Source organism: Chryseobacterium hagamense (assembly GCF_007991455.1).
Lineage (GTDB): Bacteria > Bacteroidota > Bacteroidia > Flavobacteriales > Weeksellaceae > Chryseobacterium > Chryseobacterium hagamense.
Genome location: NZ_BJYJ01000002.1, coordinates 290,519 through 314,857, shown reverse-complemented (window position 1 = coordinate 314,857; position 24,339 = coordinate 290,519). Strand labels below are relative to the sequence as shown.

Below are 24,339 nucleotides of genomic sequence, written 5' to 3'. Positions count from 1 at the left end.
ATGGCTCCTTTTAAAAAGTATACCAATTACCTGTCAGCCGCTTTAATTACCGGACTTTTGATTTATCACTATCTGTTCATAAATAAATACAAGACCTCTTACGAAGCGGAGGGGCTGTATGCAACAGGCAAAATCCATGAAGTAAAACCTTATGGAAGAGGAACGGGGTATGATTTTATCTATACTTTTCAGACCGGAGGGAAAACCTATTCATCGGAGACGGGTATTAATCCCTTACATTTTTATGAAGCACAGGCTTTCACAGGAAAAAATTTCCTGGTGGTTTATCTAAAAAGCAACCCGCATATCAACCGGCTTTACATTTCCGTTCCTATTATAAAAGATACCGATCCTGAAGAACTGAAAAAACAGGTAGATTCCGATCCGTCGGTCAGGCAAAAACTCAAAACCATTCCTTCTTCGGGATGGTTCTGGAATAATTATTTTTAAAGAAGCAGGCATAAGTTTCCGGCGGCACCTTTGGTGCCGCCGGAAACTGTTATAATAAAACCAATTTAAACTAAGCTGTCGCATCAGGAGTGAAAACCCGCTGGGCGAGTTCCTGATCGAAAAGATACAATGCGGAAGGATTATCGCTTACCATTTTGATCTTGGTTACCAATTGCGAAGCACTGGCTTCCTCTTCCACCTGCTCGTTAATGAACCACTGCAGGAAAGAAGTTGTGGCAAAATCGCCTTCGTCGTTGGCATTTTTTACAATATTAAAAATACTTCTGGTCACCACTTTTTCGTGGGCTAATGCTTTTTCAAAGATGTCGATGGCATTGGCAAATTCATGCGGAGGTTTTGGGATTTCACCGATAATGATTTGTCCGCCTACGTCATTTAAATAGTCGAACATCTTATCCGCATGCATCAGCTCCTCTTTACTCTGTACCCTGAAATAATTGGCAATTCCGTCAAGATCTTTTGCGGAAAACCATGCCGACATCGAAAGATAATATTGTGCCGCATACTGTTCGTGGGCGATCTGTTCATTGATCAATCCTGCAATTTTTTCGCTTACCATAAGTCGTAAATTTACGTCCAAAATTAGGGAATAAAACCCCGAAATCAAAAGTTTTAGCTAAAATTAATAAAAAGAGCGGAATTACCTTCCGCTCTTAAACACATTAAAAAAACACAAATTATAAACTACTTAGTTTGCCTGTGGAGCCGTATTCATCGGCTTATGCATTCTCGGGCCTTTCATCCCTTTCTCTTTCATCGCCATTCTTCTCTGCTCCATTTTTGCTTTCCGGTCAGCCTGCCATTTATCATACTGCTGAGGCGTAAGGATCTGCTTCATTTCCGCATCCATCTGTGCCCTCTTGGCTTTCATCTGTTCCATCTTTGCCTGTCTTTCACCTTTATTTTTCTCAAATTCAGACTTCATTTCTGCCTTCTTCCTGTCCTGAAGCGCTTTGATCTTATCGACCTGGCTTTGGTTCAGGTTTAAATCCTTCTGCATCTGCGCCAGGTGTTCCTGTTCTCTCTGCTGGAATTTTTCTTTCATCTCCGCTCTTTTTGCCTGTCTCTCCTGAGGAGTCGGAGTGGTTTGCTGAGCCATTGCAAAACTTCCCATTCCGATAAACGCTATTGCTAAAACTAACTTTTTCATATTCTTAAATCTTTAATTAATTGTTTTATATCTTTTTGATTATCTGTTAAATTAAAAGTTAAAACCAAATATTCATAATAAATGTTAAATTTAAATATTAATTATTTAAGCATAAAAAACAAAAAGAGCAGATCCTAAGATCTGCCCTCACACCACTTAAATATAATATATGAAAATTAATTTTTTGCAAATCCGTTGCGGAAACCACCGTTTCCTCTGTTTTCCCCACCTCCTCTGTTCTGCTCTCTCTGGGGCTGGCTTTCGCTTCTTCTGAAACCACCGTCATTTCGGAAACCTCCTCCATTATTTTCTCTTCGAGGAGCTTCTTCCCTTCGGACCTCACCTCCTCCGAAACCATCGCCACGATTGCCGTTGTTTTCAGTTCTTTCGGCACGTTCCGTACGGAATCCGCCATTTTCTCTTGTACCTTCAGGCTTCATTCCTCCGCTGCCATTGCTTCCCCTGAAGCCGCCGCTATTATTGCGGATTCCCGGATTATCGTTTCTGAAAACCGGATTCCTGTTTTCATTCTTGCTACGGAATCCACCGTTGCCTTCCCTTACTCCCCCTCTGAAACCGTTATTAGGTCTGTCATTTCCCCTTACAATATTGAATGTCGGGTTATCTGCTCTTCGGAACCTGGCCCGGTCTACCCTGTAAATGTTGATGTTTACATTCCGGTAACGTGGCATCGGCCTGCAGATTGCTCCGTAATGGGTCCTTCTGTAATTCTGGAAATAGACTACCGGGCTGTATCCTCTGTAGTAATTGTTCTGGAAAACCACAAATACTCTCGGTCCCATAATTCGCTGCAATGCATAGAAACGGTCATAATACCAGCGGTCCGGATTGTAGCGGTAGAAATTATTCCAGGTAGTGAAATTCACATACAGGTTGTTCAATCTCATGATCTGGTCTACCTGCCAGCGGTTGAGCCTGTTCTGGGCAAAGAAGACGTTCCAGTCGATATTGATGATGCTGCTTCTGTAATCATTATAATTGGTCATGTAATAATCCTGAGGATAATAGTCCTGCGGATAATCGTAATAATAATCATCAGGGAAATAATTCTGATCATCCTGATCGCTGTAATATCCTCCGTCATTTTCATAATAGCCGTTATTATTATCATTCCAGCTTCCGTTTGGGTACTGTTGAGCAAACGACAATGTCGCAATACCCAAAGCAAAACCGATCAATATTTTTTTCATTTCTAAAGTCGTTAATTGGTTAATAAAGCAGAATTCTTGATTCTACCTTTTTGATGTAAATAAAAAAAAGAAGTTAAATCTTATGATAAAACTTCTTTTAATTTATTATTAACTATTTGATAATCAAATATTAAATTTACAATCTCCCGCTATCTTTCACCCAATAAGCTATTTTCGCATTAAAATCGGACTGTTCTTTCAGTTCTTCGAGATTAAGATGCATCCTGTATCTCCAGTAGTGCGGAAACACAGCAGGGTTGTTAATCCGCTCGTTATCCGTTTTCGGATTCATCAGTTGCTGATCGGTGGCCAGGAATTCCTGGATCGGAAAGACAGCCAGCATGGCATTATTGTAAAGATGCTGCTTCATGATGATTTCGGCCAGGTGAGTATCCAGTTCTTCAGGGGCTTTCCCGTACTGTCCCAGCTGCTGGTTGAAATATTGCTGGGTCAGGTCAGGGTTTTCCTTCCACCACTGTCTTAAGGTAGAACTGTCATGGGAAGAAGCCGTCACCACATTCAGGTATCCCGCATTTTTCGGATTATAGAAAGGAATGTTGTCGGAAGGCATCCGCTGGACTTTTAAGGCAACAATCGCCAGTTCATCCATCACTTCAGGAACACAGTCCGGCACAAGGCCAAGATCTTCTCCGCAGATCAGCATTTTGGTGGCATTCAGGATGACGGGAAGTTTCTCCATGGCTTTCTCCTTCCACAGATGATCCTGTCTTTTGAAGAAATAATCGTTGTACAGATCATAGATTGCTTTCTTTTCCCAATCCGACAGATGATGGTAAGAATCAGTATGGAATACGTTGAATCTCGGATGATAAACCACCTGCCCGTTTCGCTCTTCCACCAAAAAAAGAACATTGGCACAAAGCGAAATCAGCTGTTCACCGATCGGATTTCCCGGGTTTCTTTTAAAGAAATCGGATAATTTCCTTTGGGTATCGAATTCTTCTTTAAAGGAATAGGTCCCGTCATGATTATTGCTGACAAATTCCAGAGCCTTTTCTTTATTTTCGCCAAAGTAATTCCACAGGATCTGATCATTGATAAACGGTTTGCAGTAGCGGTCGAAACTGAACGGAATATGGCGTGCGTTAAATTCGTCCAGCGTTACCGGAACGGCAGGATAAAAATAGCCCAGAATTCCCTGGGTAGCCGAAACCGGCATTCTCCAGATCCTGAAAAAGCCAAGAATATGATCGATCCTCATGGCATCAAAATATTGTTCCAGAGCCTTAAACCTGTTTTTCCACCACTGGTAATCATCTGCTTTCATGGCTTCCCAATTGTACGTCGGGAATTCCCAGTTCTGCCCGAGTTCCGTAAACTGATCCGGCGGTGCCCCGGCCTGAAAATCCATCCCGAAGAGTTCGGGTTCCGTCCAGGCTTCTACGGAATGCCTGTAAATCCCGATCGGCAAATCCCCCTTTACGGAAATTCCCAAACCATGGGTGTAATCAATCGCCTCTTTCAATTGCTTATGAAGCTGGTACTGCACCCAGGCATGCAGCATGGAAGCATCGTAATCCTTACTTTTTGCCGTAAAGAAAACAGATACCTTCCCTGCGATATATTTTTTATGGGTTTTCCACTCGTTGAAATTCGGTGTTCTGTATTTATCCCTCAATACGCAGAAAGCAGCATAAGGAACCAGCCAGCTTTCGTTGTCTTTGATGAATTTTTTGAAATTCCGGTCTTTATAGATCTTTTCTTTATCCTGATGGAAAACGGCTTTCAGGTATTTCCATTTTCCGGAAATCATTTTTTCGTAATCGATAAGCTCCAGCGCATTCAGCTCAGCTTTTTCCGTCCGGTATTCTTCCAAAAGGCTTTCCGGCAGCTTAAAATCCAGGTTTTCCAGCGAAATATACTGCGGATGCAGGGCATACACTGAAACGGCAGCATAAGGATAAGAATCCGTCCAGGAATAATTGGCTGTCGTATCATTGATCGGAAGGATCTGGATGATCCCGAGTCCTGTTTCGTTTGACCAGTCTGCCAGTTTCCTCAGATCTGAAAATTCCCCTACTCCGAAGCCGTCTTCCGTCCTGAGAGAAAAAATAGGAACCGCTACCCCAGCATCATGATACATCTGGTAAAGCTTAAATTTAAAATAATGATCGGAAACAATATGCAGAACATCTTTCTGCTGATTCGGTACGGCAAACCGGTTTTCACCGCTCTCCACTTCCATCACTTTTCCTTCCGTGCTGTTGTACAGTGCATATTTGTACTGAATGGATTCGTTCTCCGGAATTTCAAGCGATGTTTCCCACACCCCGAAGCCGGTCTGTGCAAGATGGATCACTTTACCGTAATCCCAATTCCCCAGCGAAGCCGTACTGCCGAACAGAACGACCTTCCAGTCCGGATGGTATACCGGTGCCTCTATCCTGAACAGATGGGTATGCCGTTTCAGTACTGAAATTTTTTCGGGCCTGAAAGTATTGAGTTTATTGTGAAGAATTTTATTGTTTAAATAATTTTCCGGAAAATTTTTATTGTTCCATTCGTCGGAAATGACAAATTCTTTGTAGTTGTGCGGAAAGTTCAGCCGATGCGGCACAAACTCTTCCCGGAGAACCTTTCCCCTGTCGTCCACCAGGCGGTACTGATAGGCAATTGATCTGGAGAAATAATCCACTTCACATTTCCATGATCCGCTTTCCCCGTAAACCATTGTATGGATCTGCTCTACGCCTCCTTCATCATTGATCACCAACTGCAGCTGCTCTCCTATTTTCGTGTTGTAACCTACATTAAAATATAGCTTCATTTACATTTTTTTATAAAAATACGTTATAATACTGAAAAAGAAAACTTAATGAATATCAAATATTCATTAAAAAAACCTTTCCAAAAGTCTGAAAAGGTTTTCAAGTTTTACCTGTATGCAAAGATTATTCCGAAACCAGGATCTTTTTATTCAGCAGTATTTTTCCTGCTTCATCGGCAATGGTCACCAGATAGGCCCCGCTTACCAGATTTTTAAGATACACCTGCTGGGTCAGCGAGCCGTCTTTTACTGCCAGGTTCTGCTTCAATACATTTTTACCGGAAAGATCAAATACATTCAGCCTTAAGTTTCCTTTTACGGATTTATCATGTACATTTACGTTGATCAGCTGATCATCCACTCTTGTCGGATAGATATCAAGATTGGCTGAAACGGTATTGGAAACGGCTCTGTCGTTGGCAAAATATTTACTTGCCAGATCATAAATATGCAGGTTCTGTTCGCCTCCGAGAGGTTTTGCCTGCAAAGTATGAATATCCACTTCATATAAAGGGGCGCCCTTGGCACTGGCAATCACAACTTTTCCTTTTGAATTCACTGCCGATCCGTTCACGGAATAATTATCGGGAATCCCGGAGATTTTTCCGACAAACTTCGCCTTCAGTTCCTTTGTTGAAACTTTGAATACATTGCCGGAAGCTGAAAAGATGTAGAAATTGTTATCCGCATCAGCAATCATATCCCCTCCGAATCCGGTTTCAATGGTGGTGAAAGAATTTTTGCCGTTAGCAGCATCATCCTTGATAATGCCCAGATCGTTCACAACGTACTGATTTCCTTTTCTGCTGATCTGAAGAAACTGGGTTCCCGCATTGTTGACTGCATAAATATTTCCGTCATACCCGGTGGCCATCCTCGTGATATGGGAATTGATATCGCAGGATGTTACTCTTGTGATGCTGTTTTCCACCAGGGTAATTTCTTTAGTCCCGGCATTTAAGACATAGATATTTGAAGAAAACATCGGCATGTAAACCAGGTTGTTGTTATAAGGATCATACGCCAGCGTTGCCATACTGACAGCCTGAGCGTTGTTGGGCGCATTCTTATCTTCAGTAACGGCGCCATTCCTGCTTTGTGAAAAGACCCTTGACTGAGCCTCCGATGTAAAAATTTTCTCTCCTGAAGTTCCGCTCGCCCCGTCGAGTGCACGGAAGTCACTGAAAACAATATTCGGGGTATCTTTTCCGACCAGTGCAAAGAAGTCCTGCTGTGCGAAAGCATTGGCGCCAGTAAGCAAAAGGAATAAAGGAAGTAAATGTTTTTTCATAGTTTCTGAATTTTAATGTTTAATGATTTTATTATGACTAAGTTACATAATTTTAGGATTGATCCGAAAAAAAATTAAGATAAAGATAAAGGCTGAAATCAAAGGGATTAGATCAACATGAACCTAAAATAGAAATCGGATCAACAGGCCGGAAGAGGAAACCCGGATGCAGGAAGTTTCTCTTGTCAGCATCCTAAAAAAAACCTATCCAAGAGACTCACTTAAAAAATTGATTTCAATATTCAACAACCAAATAAATCGATTTCACATGATAAGAATATATCCGGATAATAGGCATAAAAAAGCTCCCACAATACCTGTGAGAGCTCTTATATCTGAATATTTTAAAATTCTAATTCAATACGTAGGAGGTTCCTTCCCTCCCGTCTTTCAGTTCAATGCCTTCGGCAAGGAGCTTATCACGGATCTGGTCGGAAAGCTCGAAGTTTTTGGATTTCCTGGCCTGGTTCCTTAATTCAATCAATACTTTTAAGGTCTGGTCCAGCTTTTCGTTGTTGTTTTCCTCGATGGTCTGAAGTCCCAAAACATCAAAAACAAGTGCATTCATTATTGTTTTCAGTTCTTCCAGATCTTTTGCCGAGATGGTTTCTTTGCCGTCATTCAATGCAAAGATATATTTTACCGCTTCAAATAAATGGGCAATCAGGACCGGAGAATTGAAGTCGTCCGTTAAAGCATCATAGGCTTTGCTTTTCCATTCTTCCAGACTGAATCCCGATGGTTTCTCATCATTTGCAGCAACTGAATTTAATGTCTTAAGGGCTTCGATCAACCGTATGAATCCTTTCTCACTGGCCAGCATCGCGTCATTGGAAATATCCAGCACGCTCCGGTAATGGGCCTGCAGAAAACAGAAACGCACAATCGACGGATGAAACGGTTTTTCAAAGAAATCGTTTTCACCGGTGACCAGCTGCATCGGCAGGATATAGTTTCCGGTAGATTTGCTCATCCGCTGGGAATTCATGGTCAGCATATTGGCATGCATCCAGTAGTTCACCGGAGCGGTGTCATTGCAGGCTTTTCCCTGTGCGATTTCACATTCGTGGTGCGGGAATTTCAGATCCATTCCGCCTCCGTGGATATCAAAGGTTTCGCCTAGGTATTTCGTGCTCATCGCCGTACATTCCAGATGCCATCCCGGGAACCCTTCGCCCCAGGGCGAGTTCCACCGCATGATGTGTGCCGGAGAAGCTTTTTTCCAGAGGGCAAAATCCTGCGGGTTTTTCTTTTCGCCCTGTCCGTCGAGATCGCGGGTGTTGGCAAAAAGCTCTTCGATATTTCTTTTGGAGAGTTCACCGTAGTTCAGGCCTCTGTTGTTGTACTCCAGTACATCGAAATAAACGGATCCGTTGCTTTCATAGGCAAATCCCCTTTCGATTAATTTCTGGGTTAATTCGATCTGCTCTACAATGTGACCGGTCGCGGTAGGTTCGATGTTCGGCGGCAGGAGATTGAAAAGCTCAAGAACCTTGTGAAAATCAACGGTGTATTTCTGTACGATCTCCATCGGCTCCAGTTTTTCCAGGCGGGTCTGCTTGACGAAACGGTCGTTGTTAACGTCACCGTCATCGGTAAGGTGCCCGGCATCGGTGATGTTTCTTACGTACCGTACTTTATAGCCGAGATGCATCAGGCTCCTGTAAATAAAGTCGAAGGAAAGGAAAGTCCTTACATTTCCTAGATGCACATTGCTGTAAACGGTAGGTCCGCAAACGTACATTCCGACATTTCCTTCTAAAATGGGTTTAAATATTTCTTTTTCGCCTGCAAGCGAATTGTATATTTTTAATTGCATGATTGTATTCAAAGTTCTAAGTTTAAAATTTAAGGTTGTTTAACAGGTTACCGGTTACAACAGATAATGGTCGTAATAAAAATTTTGTGTGAAACTTTTTTAAATTTTATCATGATTAACTTTAATGTTTTTACTTTTGAAAGACTGTTCTTCCGAAGCCAGTTCGCCTGTTCCTTTGCTTCTTCTAAAGTAACCGGCGACTGCGTTGATAATATTTTCATATCCAACCCCGCCCTTTTCTGAAAAGATATTTTGGAGTTCATGTTTAATATTGTTAAAACACTCCAATTTCATTTAATCCAGCTTCGCGTGGCTTCCTACATAATGAAGGAATTCCTGTCTGGTAATCGGGTTGGTCCTGAAAATCCCGCTAAGCTCCGCTGTAATGGTAGAGCTTGCCGTATCTTTTATTCCCCTGCAGTTTACGCAAAGGTGCTTGGCATCGATAATACAGGCGACATCTTTCGTTCCCAGGGCTTCTTTCAGGGCATCCACGATCTGCATCGTCAGCCTTTCCTGAACCTGCGGCCTCTTTGCATAATAATCCACAATCCTGTTGATCTTTGAAAGTCCGATCACGTCACCGTTGGAAATATAGGCAACATGGGCTCTTCCGATAATCGGCAGAAAGTGGTGTTCGCAGAACGAATATACGGTAATATCTTTTTCCACCAGCATCTGGCGGTATTTATATTTGTTGGAAAAGGTTGAAATTCCCGGTTTGTTTTCCGGCAGCAGTCCCCCGAAAATCTCATTTACATACATCTTGGCCACCCGCCTCGGCGAGTCTTTCAGAGAATCGTCGGTCATATCCATGCCCAGGGTCTGCATAATCTCTCCGAAAAGTTCCGTGATTTTTTCGATTTTTTCTTCCGGCGATTTATCAAAAGCATCTTCTCGTATGGGGGTATGTTCTTTTCCCGTGAAAATATCATCATCGTTATCCGTAAAATCAACCATTTTTATTTAATTTGCACAAAAATACGGATAAAATTTATTCGTCATATTTAATTTGGCTGAAAAACATTATCTTTCGCCTCCACTATCATTTTTACCCCATGATTATTGCTGAAGAAGTACAAAACGACTCCCAGAAAAAGGAATTCTTAGAGTTTCCGGCAAGACTTTACAAAGACGACAAAAACTACATCAGACCGCGGAATGTTGATATTGAAGAGGTCTTTAATCCTGAAAGAAATAAGTTTTTCAAAAACGGAGCATGTACCCGGTTTTTATTTAAAAACGGAAAAAATGAAACGGTAGGAAAAGTAGCGGTTTTTATCAACAGAATCTATCAGCAGGACCAGCCGACCGGAGGAATCGGATTTTTCGACTGTATCAACAGCCAGGAAACAGCGGATTTTATTTTTGATCATTGCAAAAGCTGGCTCCGGGACAGGGGCATGGAAGCCATGGACGGACCGATCAATTTCGGTGAACGGGACAAATTCTGGGGACTGGTAATCGAAGGATTTATCGAGCCCTTGTATGGGATGAATTATAATTTTCCTTATTATAAAGAACTTTTTGAAAATTACGGCTTTAAGATTTACTTTGAGCAGCTCTGTTTCTCCAGACCCATCTTTGCCGAAGTATCGAGGGTTTTTACCTTGATGCATGCCAGACACAGCAAGAATCCTGATATTTCCGCGAGGCCGATGACAAAGGCCCATCTTGAGAAATTCGCTAAAGATTTTACCGAAATTTATAATAAAGCCTGGGCAGCCCACGGTGAAGGCAAACGCATGGAAGAATCCAAAGTGCTGAAAATGTTTAAGACGATGAAACCCATCATCAACGAGCATATCTCCTGGTTTGTCTATGAAAAAGATAAGCCTGTGGCCATGTGGATGAACCTGCCGGATACGAACCAGTGGTTCAAATACCTCAACGGGAAATTCGGATTGTGGGAAAAGCTGAAATTCCTCTGGATTAAAAAATTCAGGAAAAACGAGAAAATGATTGGTCTTGTTTTTGGTGTGGTTCCGGAGTGGCAAAGAAAAGGCCTTGAAGGGTATATGATCTGGGAAGGAACCCAGCATCTGAGAAAGCATACCGATTTTAAAGTTACGGAGATGCAGTGGATCGGCGATTTTAATCCCAAAATGATAAAAATCGCAGAAAATCTCGATACGACGGTGACGAGAAAACTGGCCACTTACCGGTATCTTTTCGACCGGAACAAGACTTTTGAGAGGCACCCTGAATTGTAATGTAAAACTTAAACTCTACACTAATGACCTCAATCATTATTTTAATTATTATTTTACTGCTCTTCCTTTTATCGATTCCGGCGATTATTTTTCTGATCGCTTACCTCGCGGCAAAAAGCCGGAGAAAAAAACAGAATCTGCTCCTGCAGGAAATCGGGACTCCGGAATATTATGCCTTCGTACGCTACAACATGGGAAATGCCCAGAACGAATTTTTTAAAATTAAGGCTTTCCAGGGCAGCGGGATGATTTATATCGAAGGCGATAACATCCATTTTGTAGACACTTTGCATCAGCACCCCCATACGTTTCCTTTACACGAGAGTTCCATTAAATGGGAAGACATCAATATCGTTAACGGCCTTTTAAAATGGTTTTCGGTACAGGATGAGAAAGCCAAATATTATTTCAACATTGAAAGCGGGATGTTTATTTTTAATCTGAATTCTTCAAAGCCAACTACGCGCAGTGTCTTTGAAACGCTTCTGAAGTATCAGACGGAAATCCGTTAGTCCAAACAAAAAAGAAAGTCCTGCTTTCCGGCAGGACTTTCAGAAGATTCACATTACTTTATCAGAACAGCGCACCGGCTACTTTCTTTATATTATCGCTTTTCCCCATGGAATAAAAGTGCAGCACCGGAACACCGAAATCAAGAAGCTCCCTGCATTGGGCAATGGCCCATTCGATACCGATCTGCTTTACGGCTTCGTTATTTTTGGCGTGCTCCACCTCATTGATCAGGTCTTCCGGCAAATCGATTTTAAAGATCTGCGGTAGTATTTTCAGGTGCTTTTTGGTGGCAATCGGTTTGATCCCCGGGATAATCGGCACGGTGATGCCCATATCACGGGCTTTCTGTACAAATTCTATGAATTTCTTATTGTCGAAAAACATCTGGGTAACGATGTAATCTGCTCCGGCGTCTACTTTCTGTTTCAGCCATTTCAAATCGTAGTTCATCGAAGGGGCTTCCATATGCTTTTCGGGATAGCCCGCTACACCGATGCAGAATTTGTTAAGTTCTTCACATTCCTTTTCTTCGTTGTGCAGGTATTTGCCTCTTCCCAGGTTATTGATCTGGTAGACCAGGTCCATGGCGCTGGTATGGCCGCCGGCGGTCGGCTCAAAATACTGGTGTCCTTTCATCGCATCGCCTCTCAGTGCCATCACATTGTCAATGCCCAGATACATACAGTCGACCAGAAGATACTCGGTTTCTTCTTTGGTAAAGCCTCCGCACAGCAGATGCGGAACCGTATCCACATTGTATTTATGCTGGATAGCGGCGCAGATCCCCAAAGTTCCCGGGCGCATCCTGGTGATCCGGCGTTCCATCAGCCCGTTTCCTTTGTCGATGTAGATGTATTCTTCTCTTGAGGTCGTCACATCAATAAAAGGCGGTTTGAATTCCATCAGCGGATCGATGTTTCTGTAAAGGTCTTCGATTCCGATTCCCTTTTGTGGTGGAACAACCTCGAGAGAAAATAAGGTTTTTCCATTTGCGTTTTTTATATGGTCGGTGATTTTCATTTTAATTTTTATAGTCTGAATATTTGTAAAATAGTATATTTCAATACCAAAAAAAACTGGTATTAATTAATCCGCTAAATTCGGCGACAACCATTTTCTCGCTTCCTGCAAAGAAATTCCTTTCCTTACGGAGTAATCCTTCAGCTGGTCTTCTGCTATTTTTCCCAGACCGAAATATTTGACATGCGGGCTTCCGAAATAATATCCGGAAACTGAAGCCGTCGGGAACATGGCCAGGCTTTCGGTAAGGTAGACCCCGATCTGTTCTTCTACTTTTAAAAGATCCCAGATGGCATGTTTTTCCAGATGGTCGGGACAGGCCGGATAGCCCGGTGCCGGGCGGATTCCTTTGTATTTTTCGGCAATCAGTTCTTCATTGGTCAGGCTTTCCTGATTGGCGTAGCCCCAATATTCGGTTCTGACTTTCTTGTGTAAAAATTCGGCGTAAGCTTCCGCAAAACGATCGGCCAGGGCTTTTACCATGATGGCGTTGTAATCGTCGTTGGCTTTTTCATATTCTGCAGCCAGTTCATCCGTTCCGAAACCGGTAGTTACACAGAAAGCTCCCATATAATCGGTTTTCCCGGAATTTTGAGGAGCGATGAAATCACTTAAGGCCAGGTAATCTTTTCCTTTGGAACGCTGCGCCTGCTGTCTCAGTGTAATAAATTTTACCTGCTGCTCATGATTTTCATTGAAGATCAGGATATCATCCGTCTCATTGGAATTGGCCTTAAAAATTCCGAAAACCGCTTTGGCCGTCAGTAATTTCTCGTCTAAAATCCTTTTTAAAATCACCTGGGCATCTTTGAACAGTTCTTTTGCCTGTGCGCCTACTACCTCATCTTCCAGAATGTTCGGGTATTTTCCATGGAGATCCCAGCTCCTGAAAAACGGAGACCAGTCGATGAACGGCAGCAATTCCCGTAAATCCTGGTTTTCAAAAACCTGAATTCCTAACTGATTCGGGGTAAAGATTTGTTCGTTTTCCCAATCGATTTTAAATTTATTCTCTCTTGCTTCCCCGATAGATACATAATCTTTTTCCACCTGCCTGTTCAGGAATTTTTCACGGAATTCGGAGTAGTCGTTTTTCAAATCTTCAACATATTCTTTGTTCCGGTCGCCCAGTAATGAACTGACCACATTTACCGCTCTTGAAGCATCATTGACATGAACGACGGCATTTTTATATTTTAAATCGATCTTTACGGCGGTGTGGGCTTTTGACGTAGTTGCCCCTCCGATCAGCAGAGGGAAATTGAGGTTCTGCCTCTCCAGTTCGGAAGCGATGTATACCATTTCGTCAAGGCTTGGCGTAATCAGCCCGCTCAATCCGATCACATCCACCTGATGATCAATGGCTGCCTGGATAATTTTTTCAGCCGGCACCATGACCCCAAGATCGACAATTTCATAATTGTTACAGCCCAGCACGACACTCACAATATTTTTTCCGATATCGTGAACATCCCCTTTTACGGTGGCCATCAGGATTTTTCCGTTCGCCGGCTTGGACCCGTCTTTTTCCGCTTCGATGAACGGCTGCAGGTAAGCAACGGCCTTTTTCATCACCCTTGCGGATTTTACCACCTGTGGCAGGAACATTTTCCCGCTGCCGAAGAGATCACCCACAACGCCCATGCCCGTCATCAGGTTTACTTCGATCACATGTAATGGTTTTGCCGCCTGTTGCCTGGCTTCTTCCACATCTTCTTCGATGAAACGGTCGATTCCTTTTACCAGGGAGTGGGTGATCCTTTCCTGTAAAGGCTTGGTACGCCATTCCAGTTCTTCAACTTTTTCTTTTTTTACGGATTTGTGCTTTTCGGAATAATCCAGAAGACGCTCGGTTGCATCTTCTCTTTTATCAAGAATCACATCTTCTACCAACTCCAGAAGTTCTTTATTGATTTCATCATACACTTCCAGCATCGCAGGATTTACGATTCCCATATTCATTCCCGCCTGAATCGCGTGGTACAGAAATACCGAGTGCATGGCTTCCCTTACGGTATCATTTCCCCTGAAAGAAAAAGAGACATTGGAAACGCCACCGCTCACGGATGCATACGGAAGGTTTTGGCGGACCCACCTTGTTGCTTCTATAAAATCGATGGCGTTCCGGCGGTGTTCATCCATTCCCGTTGCTACCGGGAAAATATTCAAATCGAAAATAATATCTTCCGCCGGGAAATTTAACCGATTGACCAGAATATCATAAGAACGTTTTGAAATTTCAATTCTCCGTTCATATGTATCGGCCTGCCCTGTTTCATCGAAGGCCATAACAATGACTGCTGCACCATATCTTTTGATGGCTTTGGCCTGTTTGATGAATTCTTCCTCCCCGCCTTTTAGGCTGATGGAATTCACCACACATTTCCCCTGCGCCACCTGCAATCCGGCTTCAAGAATCTCCCATTTCGACGAATCGATCATCAGGGGAATCCGGGCAATATCCGGTTCTGAAGCAATTAAATTCAGAAATTTCACCATGGAAGCTTTTCCGTCGATCAGTCCGTCATCGAAATTAACGTCCAGAATCTGTGCCCCGCCTTCCACCTGGTGGCGTGCAATATCGAGTGCTTCCCCGAATTTTTCTTCTTTTATTAACCTTAAAAACTTTTTAGAACCGGCAACATTGGTTCTTTCCCCAACGTTGATAAAATTACTTTCCGGTGTAATAATCAAAGGCTCCAGCCCCGATAATCTTAAATATTTCATCAATTTATTATTCTTCTAAAATGTAGTATGCGTTGTTCGCATTCTGCTTCAGCAAATCCACATGCTTGCCCAAAGCCGTAAAAATCGGAAACCGTTTATACCCCAGGTTATGTTCTCTGGAAAATGCTTCGATCTCCTCGGTAATTTCATTATAATAAGCGTAACTGTAATTCGGGAACAGGTGATGAGCCACATGAAAGTTAAAATTTCCCAGCACATTCCGTACGAACCAGTTGTTTTCCTTTAAATCGTTGGTAACCTCCAGCTGATGACGGATCCAGCTGAACGGCAGTCCGTTTTTCTCATCCAGTTTCGGAAAAGCATTGTCCGGAAGCGGATGCAGCGGCAACAGCACAAACAGGGCAAAAATACTGGCTGCAATCACCTGTAAAAACCAGGCACCTAAAGCCAATCCGATTGAAACTTTAAAGAACAGTACAGGTACGGCGATCTGGTAGAAAAAATAAAAGAGTTTATAAGCCACCATTTTCACTTTTTCTTTTACCGGAATGGCACCCTGGGTTTTAAGGATTACCCTTTCATTATCAAAGAAGTCCCTGAAATCCCTGATAAACATCCAATTGAACAAGTACAAGGGATAAACCAGGAAGAAAAACCGGTGCTGGTACTTCTGAATACCTTTCGCTTTAATCCACGGAACGATCAGGAGCAACCCGCTTTGCTCAATATCCGTATCCCAGCCGTCTACATTGGGATACGCATGGTGGCTGGCAATATGCCTTTTTTTCCAGATGTAAGAATTAGCGCCTACAAAATCAAAAATCTGCAACACGATGCTGTTGAGCCTTTTGCTTTTAAAAATATTATTGTGTGCCGCTTCATGAATGAGATTCAGATAAATCAGAACCAAGGAAATTCCCATCAGCACAAAACCTGAAATATATGCCCATGGCTTATCCCCATTGAAAATGGCAAATACATATAAACCGAAATAGACCAAAGGCAGAATGACTGCTTTGATCTGAATATAAATATCGCGGTTTTCAGGAATGGCTTCTACTCTACGGTTCACTTTCTTCCTTAGTTCATTAAACAATTTTGCATCTTCCGAATCTTTTAAGTAAATAGGTTTTTCCATTATATCTAATTTTGTGTAACTGAATAAAATATAACAGTAAAAATTGTTCCCTTCTGCTTCTCAATTCATCAAAAAATCAATTAAACTCAAACAAATTCTTTTACTTTTCTCGGCGGATATCCTGCCACCAGATCGGCGATTGCTCTGATGTGCTCGGGTGTAGTCCCGCAACAGCCTCCAATGATGTTGATCAGGCCCTTTTCAGCATATTCCCTGATCTGGCCGGCCATGTCTTCCGGGGTCTCGTCATATTTCCCGAAAGCATTCGGTAATCCCGCATTCGGGTAAGCGGAAACATGGAATTCCGAATTGTGCGCCAGCGTTTCCAGATAAGGTGTTAACTGATTTGCTCCCAACGCACAATTAAACCCTACACTCAGCAGGTTCAGATGGGACACGGAAATCAGAAAGGCTTCTGCCGTCTGTCCGCTTAAAGTTCTTCCGGACGCGTCGGTAATGGTTCCGGATACCATGATCGGGATTTTAATGCCCCTTTCATCCTGGATTTCATCAATGGCAAATAAAGCTGCTTTGGCATTCAGCGTATCGAAGATGGTTTCTACCAGTAAAATATCAGAACCGCCATCCAGCAATGCTTCACACTGCTGCTTGTATGCTATTCTCAATTCTTCAAAGGTAATCGCCCGGTATCCGGGATCGTTTACGTCCGGGCTTAAGCTTGCCGTTCTGTTGGTAGGCCCGATGGACCCGGCCACAAATCTCGGTTTGTCAGGATTTTTAGCCGTGTATTCGTCACAGGCCTTCCTTGCGATTTTTGCCGATTCATAATTTAAATCATACACCAGATCTTCCATGTGATAGTCGGCCATCGCAATCGTGGTTCCCGAGAAGGTATTGGTCTCGATGATATCGGCTCCTGCTTCCAGGTATTTTTTATGAACCTCTTCAATCGCATGAGGCTGGGTAAGAGACAACAGGTCATTGTTTCCTTTTACCGGATGTTCCCAGTTTTTAAAACGCTCGCCGCGGTAGTCTTCTTCTTCAAATTTATACCGCTGAAGCATGGTTCCCATGGCCCCGTCGAGAATTAAAATTCTTTCTGATAGCGCCTTGTATAGTTGTTGTGTATTTTTCATTTCTTTATTTTTTGCCCTGAAGGGGCTTTATCATAAGCATTGGGGTAAAAACTGTTCTTATTGGGTTAATCCAACGCCTGTTTCAGATCCGCAATGATATCATCCACATGTTCCAGACCGACTGAACAGCGAACCAATCCTGCGGTAATGCCGACCTCGTTTCTTTCGTCATCCGTCAATTTGGAATGGGTGGTCGAAGCCGGATGCGTAACGATGGTTCTCGTGTCTCCAAGATTCGCAGAGAGGGAACACATTTTAATTTTGTTTAAAAAATTCCTTCCGCCTTCAATACCGCCCTTGATTTCGAAGGCAACGATGTTTCCGCCGAGCTTCATCTGTTTTTTAGCAGTTTCATAACCCGGATGGGATTTCAGGAACGGGTATTTTACCAGTTCCACATTCGGATGACCTTCTAAAAATTCAGCAACCTTCAGGGCGTTTTCGCAGTGTTTTTCAACACGGACAGCCAAAGTTTCCAAGCTTTTGGATAATACCCAGGCATTGAACGGCGACATGGCCGGTCCGGTATTTCTTGCAAAAAGGTAAATTTCACGGATCAGGTCCTCCCTGCCGACCGTTACTCCTCCTAAAACACGGCCCTGACCGTCGATTAACTTGGTGGCAGAATGAACCACGAGGTCTGCGCCGTATTTGATGGGCTGCTGCAGATAAGGTGTTGCGAAACAGTTATCCACAATAAAAATCAGATTGTGTTTTTTCGCAATCTGTCCGAAAAATTCCAGGTCCAGTACTTCAATCGCAGGATTGGTAGGGGTTTCCAGATATAAAATTTTGGTATTCGGCTGAATGTAGTTTTCAACGTTTTCCGCATCTTCCGCCTTGAAATAGGTGGTTTCGATATTCCATTTCGGAAAATATTTGGTGAATAAGGTGTGCGTGGAACCGAAAACCGACTGGCAGCTGACGATATGGTCACCGGCATTCAGAAGGGTTGCGAAAGTGGAATAAATCGCAGCCATTCCCGTAGCAAAAGCATAGCCGGCTTCCGCACCTTCCATTTTGGTTATTTTATCGGTAAATTCCGTTACATTCGGGTTGGAGAAACGGCTGTATAAATTCTTTGGCTTTTCTTCGGCAAAGCTTGCCCGCATATCTTCCGCATCCTCAAATACAAAACTTGAAGTAAGGAAAAGCGGCGTCGAATGTTCATCAAACTGGGTTCTCTCCGTCTGGGTTCTTATGGCAAAGGTTTCAAAATTTTCCATATAAATAAAATTTACCAATGGAACAGTGTATCAATGAAACAATGGAATACCAGGAAAAGTCCGGCACTACAATTAAATCATCGGTAAACTGCTGCATGGTTATATTGTTACATTATTATTATTTCGTTTCACTTACTCTTAAAATATCTCCGAAGACTCCTCTTGCGGTTACTTTGGCTCCTGCACCGGCGCCCATGATCACGATCGGGTTTTCACCGTAGCTTTCGGTATAAATTTCAAAGATGGAATCCGAGCCTTTCAGCTGGCCTAAAGCGGAACCTGCAGGAACAGAGATGAGGTTCACATCCAGTTCGCCTTTATCTTTCTGCAAATCTCCGTGAAGATCACCGACATATCTCAGTACATGTCCCGGCTTCTGGTTTTCTTTAATTTTCTGATATTCTTCATCCAGCTCGTCCAGCCTGGAAAGGAATTCCGGTTTTGAAATATCCAGCAGGCTCTCAGGAACGAGATTCTGGATTTTGATGTCACTGAATTCGTTAATAAGGTCGAGTTCCCTTGCCAGGATCAGCAGCTTTCTGGCTACATCGTTTCCGGAAAGGTCTTCTCTCGGATCCGGTTCGGTATATCCTTTTTCCAATGCTTCATTGATGATGGCTGAAAATTTTTCGTCCCGTAAAGAAAAATTATTGAATACATAGCTCAGTGTCCCTGAAAAAACCCCTTTGATCCTGGTGATATTTTCTCCTGAAAGATGCAGCAGCTTTATGGTATCGATCAGAGGTAAACCGGCGCCTACGTTGGTCTCGTATAGATAGCGCCTGTTGTTTTTGTTCAACGTATATCTTAGTTTTCGGTATTCTTCGATCGGAAGGGTGTTGAATATTTTGTTTGATGACACCAGGTCGAAACCGTTTTCTGCCAGGGCGTGATAGTTATGGACAAAGTCTTTGCTGGCAGTGTTATCGACAACGATTAAATTTTCCAGCTGGTTTTCTTTTGAAAATCTGATCAGCTCCTGAACATTTGACGGATGTTCTGCCGTTTCCACTTCATCGGTCCAGCGATCGTCGAAACCTTTTTTATTGAAGGCCATTTTTTTTGAATTGGCCACTGCTACCACTTTCAGATCAATTTTTTTCCGTCTCCTGATTTCTTCCGAAGACTCCAGGACCTGCTGTATCAGGGTCTTGCCTACGTTTCCATGACCGATGATGGCCAGATGGACCGTTTTCGGCTTCTTGGATATTTCAGATTCGATGATATTTTTTGCTTTTTCATCCTGCGAAGAGGTAACGACAATATTCACCCGTTTTTCCGCTGCAATCTGGTTCAGAAGCAATGGAAAAACATTGTTCCGTGCCAGCTCAGCCAGCACTTTATTGAAATCTTCAGCCACAAAGCCAATGACCGATACATTATTGATGCTGTAGATCTGGGATACCTTCCCCGATTTTCTTTCGGCCTCGAATTCATCGATCAGGCAGTTCACCGCTTTTTCAGAATCGCTTTCCTGCACCAGGATGGAAAGTCCGTTTTCAATGGCCTGCTGGGAAATCACCCCAACGCTGATCCGGGCCAGGGTCAGTGCTTTAAAAATCCGTCCGTCAATCCCGATTTCTCCCAAAAAATCTTCGCCTTCAAATTTGATGATGGACCTGTTTTTCAAAAATTTTATTTCGTTTTCGTTATTCTTCATCTTACAAAATGTTTTTTATGATCGTATTCAATTGTTCGTATTCCATTAAAAAGGCATCATGCCCGTGAATTGACTGTATTTCGTGACAGAAAACCCTCTTTTTATTTTCTTTCAGCTTCCGGTAGCACATCCGCATCTCCGAAGCCGGAAAGAAGAGATCGGTGTCTACCGAGATCAGGTGTATTCCGGACGTTATATCTTTTAGCTTTGTTTCATCAGCATTAATATTCATCAGCAGATGGTTCATCAGCTTGTAGGACTTTAAACTAAATCTTTCGTTTAATGCATCCCCATGATAGGTCAACCAGTCTTCCGATTCCAGCCGGTGCTTTTCGGCATTGTATCTGTTTCTGAATCTTTCATTCAGTGATTCCGGAGTCCGGTAGCACAGCATTGCGTGGATTCGCGCTTTCTGTAGTGGTTCCTCTTCCTGATTCAGCAAGAATTTCTGCACCAGGCATTGGGCATGAAGCCAGTCGTGAGTCCTGAAATCGCAGGCAATCGGAATGAAAATTTCAGACAGTACAGGATTTTTAACCAGCATTTCCCAGCCGATCCCGCCGCCCAGGGAACCGCCGATAAGTGCATGCAACTTTTTAATATTTAACAGTTCAAGACCTTTAAGGAAAATACCGGCAATGTCTGCCGCCGTAAAATCTTCGTATGCATCAATAAAAAAATCATCATAGCCGTTTCCGGGGATATTAAAGCACAATACCGTATAACGGTTCGTATCGATCGCCTGGTTTTCACCGATTAACCTTTTCCACCATCCGTTTTCGCCGGCAACTTCCGAATTTCCCGTCAGCGCATGGTTCACCAGAATGATTGGGGCAGAAAACAGGTCTTTTCCGAAGAGCTGACAGCTCAACGGAATGCGGTATTCTTTACCGGAACCGGTACGGTACGAAAAAGGAATGGTTTTAAGTTCTGCTTTCAATTTTATTATTTTAATATCATTGAAAATGCCACAGGAAATGGCTGAAAAGAACTTCAGTAAGTTATCTGTCCAAAAATAATTCTGGTAGAACGTAGCACCTTCATTGCTTGCGCAAAGGGTTGCTAAGGTTTCACAGGGTCTAATCCCTCAACCTTTCTTGATAACATTTTCAATATTTGAATGAACGAATGGTGCAAAGATAGAACTTTTCTTTTACATTTTTATAAAAATTTAATTTAACATTCAAAGACGCATCAACAGAAGGCTCTCCGGGAAATATTAAAGATAATTTAAATGATAAGGGTTGGAATTTTTTTCAAAAAAAGCTAACTTCGTAAGGAAACTGTTGAAAACATGATTGTAGAAAAACAAAGATTACAGGACAGCAACTGGAAAAACTGGGGACCTTATGTAAGCAACCGGCAGTGGGGAAATGTGCGTGAAGACTACAGTCCCAATGGCGATGCGTGGAATTTCGCCAATCATAACAATGCAGAAAGCTATGCCTACCGGTGGGGTGAAGAGGGTATTGCCGGAATCTCCGATGCCAAGCAGATTTTCTGTTTCGCCCTCTCCTTCTGGAACAAAAAAGATAAAATCGTAAAAGAGCGTTTCTTTGGCCTCAGCAACCCCCAGGGCAATCATGGGGAAGACATCAAGGAAATCTTTTACTACCTGGATAACACACCGACCCACAGTTACATGAAAATGGTGTATAAATATCCCATCAATGAATTTCCTTATGATGAAATCCGCTCCGAAAATGCAAGACGGAGCAAAAAGCAGCCGGAATATGAGATTTTCGATACCGGAATTTTCGATAAGGATGAATATTTCGATATTTTTATTGAATATGCAAAGGCAGACCATAATGATTTTTTAGTCCGTGTTACGGTATGCAACCGCAGCCAGGCCGATGCCCCGATCGTGGTGGCCCCGACCGTGTGGTTCAGGAACAACTGGACCTGGGGTTACAATACCTATAAAGGGCAGACGAACGCTTCGCATGAAGGCTGCATCAATATTAACCATGACAGTATCGAGATCAAAAAATTCTACTCGAGAAACATGCGTGCAGAAAGTGTTTTCTGCGAAAACGAAACCAATCATCCCAAACTGTACGGAGCCCCTTACCCGGGAAGTACCTATTTTAAAGACGGAATCAACGACTATATTATTTACGGGAGCAATACGGTAAATCCTGAAAAAAGAGGATCAAAAGCTTCTTTTCTGATTAATGAAACCATTGCGGCCGGATCTTCAAAAGTATTTGATTTCAGATTGTCGCCTAATGATCTGGATGAGCCTTTTGAAGATTTTGATAAAATTTTTGAGACCAGAATTGCTGAAGCCCGGGAATTTTATGATGAAATTCAGAGCGATATCACAGATGCTGACGAAAGAAATGTACAGCGCCAGTCATTTGCAGGACTTCTCTGGAATAAGCAGTTTTACCATTACAATGTAGGAAAATGGCTGAAAGGCGATCCCAATTTTGCGGCGCCACGCGATTTCAACCATTATGTAAGAAATACGGAGTGGAATCACCTTCACAATAAAGACATTATTTCGATGCCGGACAAATGGGAGTATCCCTGGTACGCTACCTGGGACCTTGCTTTCCATTGTGTACCGTTTGCCCTTATCGATGCGGAATTTGCAAAGGGACAGCTTCTTCTGTTGACGAAAGAATGGTATATGCACCCTAACGGGCAGCTGCCTGCCTATGAATGGAACCTCAGCGATGTCAATCCGCCGGTACACGCCTGGTCGTGCTTCCGGGTTTTCAAAATTGATGAGAAGCAGAACGGCAAACCCGACCTTCTGTTTCTGGAAAAAGTTTTCCAGAAACTGCTTCTGAATTTTACATGGTGGGTAAACCGGAAAGATAAGAACGGTAAGAATATCTTCGGAGGAGGCTTCCTTGGGCTTGATAACATCGGGGCTTTTGACCGGAATATGGTCCTGAAGGACGGCCAGCATCTGGAACAGGCCGACGGTACCAGCTGGATGGCAATGTACGCCCTGAATATGATGCGGATCGCCATGGAACTTGCCCAGTATTATCAGGTGTATGAAGATATGGCCATTAAATTTTTCGAGCATTACCTTTATATTGCGGAAGCTATGGAAAACCTGGGTGACGGTACCGAGGGACTATGGAATGAAGAAGATGGCTTTTTCTACGATGTGCTCCAGCTGGGTAACGGCGAAAGTGCATCGCTCCGCCTAAGGAGTATTGTCGGGCTGATTCCGATGTTTGCCGTGGAAATCATTGATCATCACCTGCTCGATAAGATGCCGAATTTTGTGGAGCGGATGGACTGGGTACTGAAAAACAAACCGGAACTTACCAAACTGGTCTCCCACTGGGAAGAGGAAGGCCATGGCCGGAAGCACCTGATGAGCATTCTGCGTAAGACCCGGCTGACCAAAGTTTTATCACGGATGCTGGACGAAAAGGAATTCCTGAGCCGGTACGGAATCCGCGCCATGTCGAAAGTCTACGAAGAAAACCCGTTTAAATTTTCGGTGCACGGCGTAGAAAATGTCGTGTATTACACCCCGGCGGAAAGCGACAGCCGGATGTTCGGCGGAAACAGCAACTGGAGGGGACCGATCTGGTTTCCTATCAATTTCCTGATCGTGGAAAGCCTGCAAAGATTCCATTTTTACTACGGGAACAGCTTGAAGGTCGAATTACCTACCGGAAGCGGGGAAATGAAAAATCTTGATGAAGTAGCTCAGGATGTCAGCAACAGACTCTGCTCCATTTTTCTGAAAGATGAAGTAGGCCAGAGGCCTTTCAATGGTGGCAATGCCAAATTCAATTACGATGAAAACTTCAAAGATTATATCACTTTCTTCGAATATTTTCATGGGGATAACGGCCGGGGCGTCGGCGCATCCCACCAAACCGGCTGGACGGCTACTGTAGCCAAGCTTTTAAAGCCGAGACAAAACTAAATAAAACATCTTAATCCATATCTGAAGCCTTCCGTTTGCGGGAGGCTTTTTTAAGGACTTATCATATTATTTATACAAATTGATTATAAGGATTCCATAGCCAAAATCTATTTAAAATAAATAATTCAATAGATATCACACCCATTC

Annotated in this window: 18 protein-coding genes and 1 riboswitch; of the genes, 4 read left to right on the top strand and 14 right to left on the bottom strand. The window is 43.0% G+C overall.

Features of this window, described 5'->3' with window-relative positions:
* A complete protein-coding gene (locus CHA01nite_RS04360; protein WP_146939992.1) occupies positions 1 to 450 on the top strand; it encodes a hypothetical protein in 450 nt (149 codons plus the stop codon).
* 70 nt (positions 451 to 520) lie between these two features.
* Here CHA01nite_RS04360 and CHA01nite_RS04355 read toward each other — a convergent pair whose 3' ends face one another.
* The 7 genes from CHA01nite_RS04355 to folE all read right to left on the bottom strand — a co-directional run bounded on the left by CHA01nite_RS04355 (position 521) and on the right by folE (position 9,690).
* Entirely contained in the window at positions 521 to 1,030 is a 510-nt protein-coding gene (locus tag CHA01nite_RS04355) for a ferritin (protein WP_146939991.1), read from the bottom strand.
* A gap of 129 nt (positions 1,031 to 1,159) precedes the next feature.
* The gene (locus CHA01nite_RS04350; protein ID WP_146939990.1) at positions 1,160 to 1,621 is read right to left on the bottom strand and encodes a DUF4890 domain-containing protein; all 462 of its coding nucleotides are present in this window, start codon (positions 1,619 to 1,621) and stop codon (positions 1,160 to 1,162) included.
* Between the two features lie 176 nt (positions 1,622 to 1,797).
* A complete protein-coding gene (locus CHA01nite_RS04345) occupies positions 1,798 to 2,832 on the bottom strand; it encodes a hypothetical protein (RefSeq protein WP_146939989.1) in 1,035 nt (344 codons plus the stop codon).
* Positions 2,833 to 2,968: 136 nt separating this feature from the next.
* Positions 2,969 to 5,620, bottom strand: a complete 2,652-nt coding sequence (locus CHA01nite_RS04340) for a 4-alpha-glucanotransferase (protein WP_146939988.1) — start codon at positions 5,618 to 5,620, stop codon at positions 2,969 to 2,971.
* Between the two features lie 124 nt (positions 5,621 to 5,744).
* Positions 5,745 to 6,911, bottom strand: coding sequence for a T9SS type A sorting domain-containing protein (locus CHA01nite_RS04335; RefSeq protein ID WP_146939987.1), 1,167 nt, complete (start codon positions 6,909 to 6,911; stop codon positions 5,745 to 5,747).
* 352 nt (positions 6,912 to 7,263) lie between these two features.
* Positions 7,264 to 8,730, bottom strand: a complete 1,467-nt coding sequence (cysS, locus tag CHA01nite_RS04330; protein WP_146939986.1) for a cysteine--tRNA ligase — start codon at positions 8,728 to 8,730, stop codon at positions 7,264 to 7,266.
* A gap of 294 nt (positions 8,731 to 9,024) precedes the next feature.
* Positions 9,025 to 9,690 (bottom strand): GTP cyclohydrolase I FolE, encoded by a 666-nt coding sequence (folE, locus tag CHA01nite_RS04325; protein WP_146939985.1) that lies wholly within the window; start codon positions 9,688 to 9,690, stop codon positions 9,025 to 9,027.
* 98 nt (positions 9,691 to 9,788) lie between these two features.
* On the opposite strand from folE, the gene CHA01nite_RS04320 reads away from it, so the two are divergent.
* Both CHA01nite_RS04320 and CHA01nite_RS04315 read left to right on the top strand, forming a co-directional pair.
* Positions 9,789 to 10,943: a hypothetical protein gene (locus CHA01nite_RS04320; protein WP_146939984.1), complete on the top strand. Its 1,155-nt coding sequence runs from the start codon at positions 9,789 to 9,791 to the stop codon at positions 10,941 to 10,943.
* Positions 10,944 to 10,966: 23 nt separating this feature from the next.
* Positions 10,967 to 11,455: a hypothetical protein gene (locus tag CHA01nite_RS04315; RefSeq protein WP_146939983.1), complete on the top strand. Its 489-nt coding sequence runs from the start codon at positions 10,967 to 10,969 to the stop codon at positions 11,453 to 11,455.
* A 61-nt stretch (positions 11,456 to 11,516) separates the two neighbouring features.
* Here CHA01nite_RS04315 and metF read toward each other — a convergent pair whose 3' ends face one another.
* The 7 genes from metF to CHA01nite_RS04280 form a co-directional block, all read right to left on the bottom strand.
* A complete protein-coding gene (metF, locus tag CHA01nite_RS04310; RefSeq protein ID WP_146939982.1) occupies positions 11,517 to 12,476 on the bottom strand; it encodes a methylenetetrahydrofolate reductase [NAD(P)H] in 960 nt (319 codons plus the stop codon).
* 66 nt (positions 12,477 to 12,542) lie between these two features.
* Positions 12,543 to 15,203 carry a methionine synthase gene (metH, locus tag CHA01nite_RS04305; protein WP_146939981.1) on the bottom strand — a complete coding sequence of 887 codons (2,661 nt, stop codon included), beginning with the start codon at positions 15,201 to 15,203 and terminating at the stop codon, positions 12,543 to 12,545.
* A gap of 7 nt (positions 15,204 to 15,210) precedes the next feature.
* Entirely contained in the window at positions 15,211 to 16,302 is a 1,092-nt protein-coding gene (locus CHA01nite_RS04300; RefSeq protein WP_146939980.1) for a fatty acid desaturase family protein, read from the bottom strand.
* A gap of 86 nt (positions 16,303 to 16,388) precedes the next feature.
* Positions 16,389 to 17,399 (bottom strand): homocysteine S-methyltransferase family protein, encoded by a 1,011-nt coding sequence (locus tag CHA01nite_RS04295; protein ID WP_146939979.1) that lies wholly within the window; start codon positions 17,397 to 17,399, stop codon positions 16,389 to 16,391.
* A 65-nt stretch (positions 17,400 to 17,464) separates the two neighbouring features.
* The gene (locus CHA01nite_RS04290; protein ID WP_146939978.1) at positions 17,465 to 18,625 is read right to left on the bottom strand and encodes an O-succinylhomoserine sulfhydrylase; all 1,161 of its coding nucleotides are present in this window, start codon (positions 18,623 to 18,625) and stop codon (positions 17,465 to 17,467) included.
* 118 nt (positions 18,626 to 18,743) lie between these two features.
* Entirely contained in the window at positions 18,744 to 20,285 is a 1,542-nt protein-coding gene (locus tag CHA01nite_RS04285; protein ID WP_146939977.1) for an ACT domain-containing protein, read from the bottom strand.
* A 1-nt stretch (position 20,286) separates the two neighbouring features.
* Positions 20,287 to 21,225, bottom strand: coding sequence for an alpha/beta fold hydrolase (locus tag CHA01nite_RS04280; RefSeq protein WP_146939976.1), 939 nt, complete (start codon positions 21,223 to 21,225; stop codon positions 20,287 to 20,289).
* A gap of 58 nt (positions 21,226 to 21,283) precedes the next feature.
* A riboswitch (SAM riboswitch) is annotated at positions 21,284 to 21,392 on the bottom strand.
* A gap of 187 nt (positions 21,393 to 21,579) precedes the next feature.
* On the opposite strand from CHA01nite_RS04280, the gene CHA01nite_RS04275 reads away from it, so the two are divergent.
* Entirely contained in the window at positions 21,580 to 24,192 is a 2,613-nt protein-coding gene (locus CHA01nite_RS04275; protein WP_146939975.1) for an MGH1-like glycoside hydrolase domain-containing protein, read from the top strand.
* Positions 24,193 to 24,339: the final 147 nt, after the last annotated feature.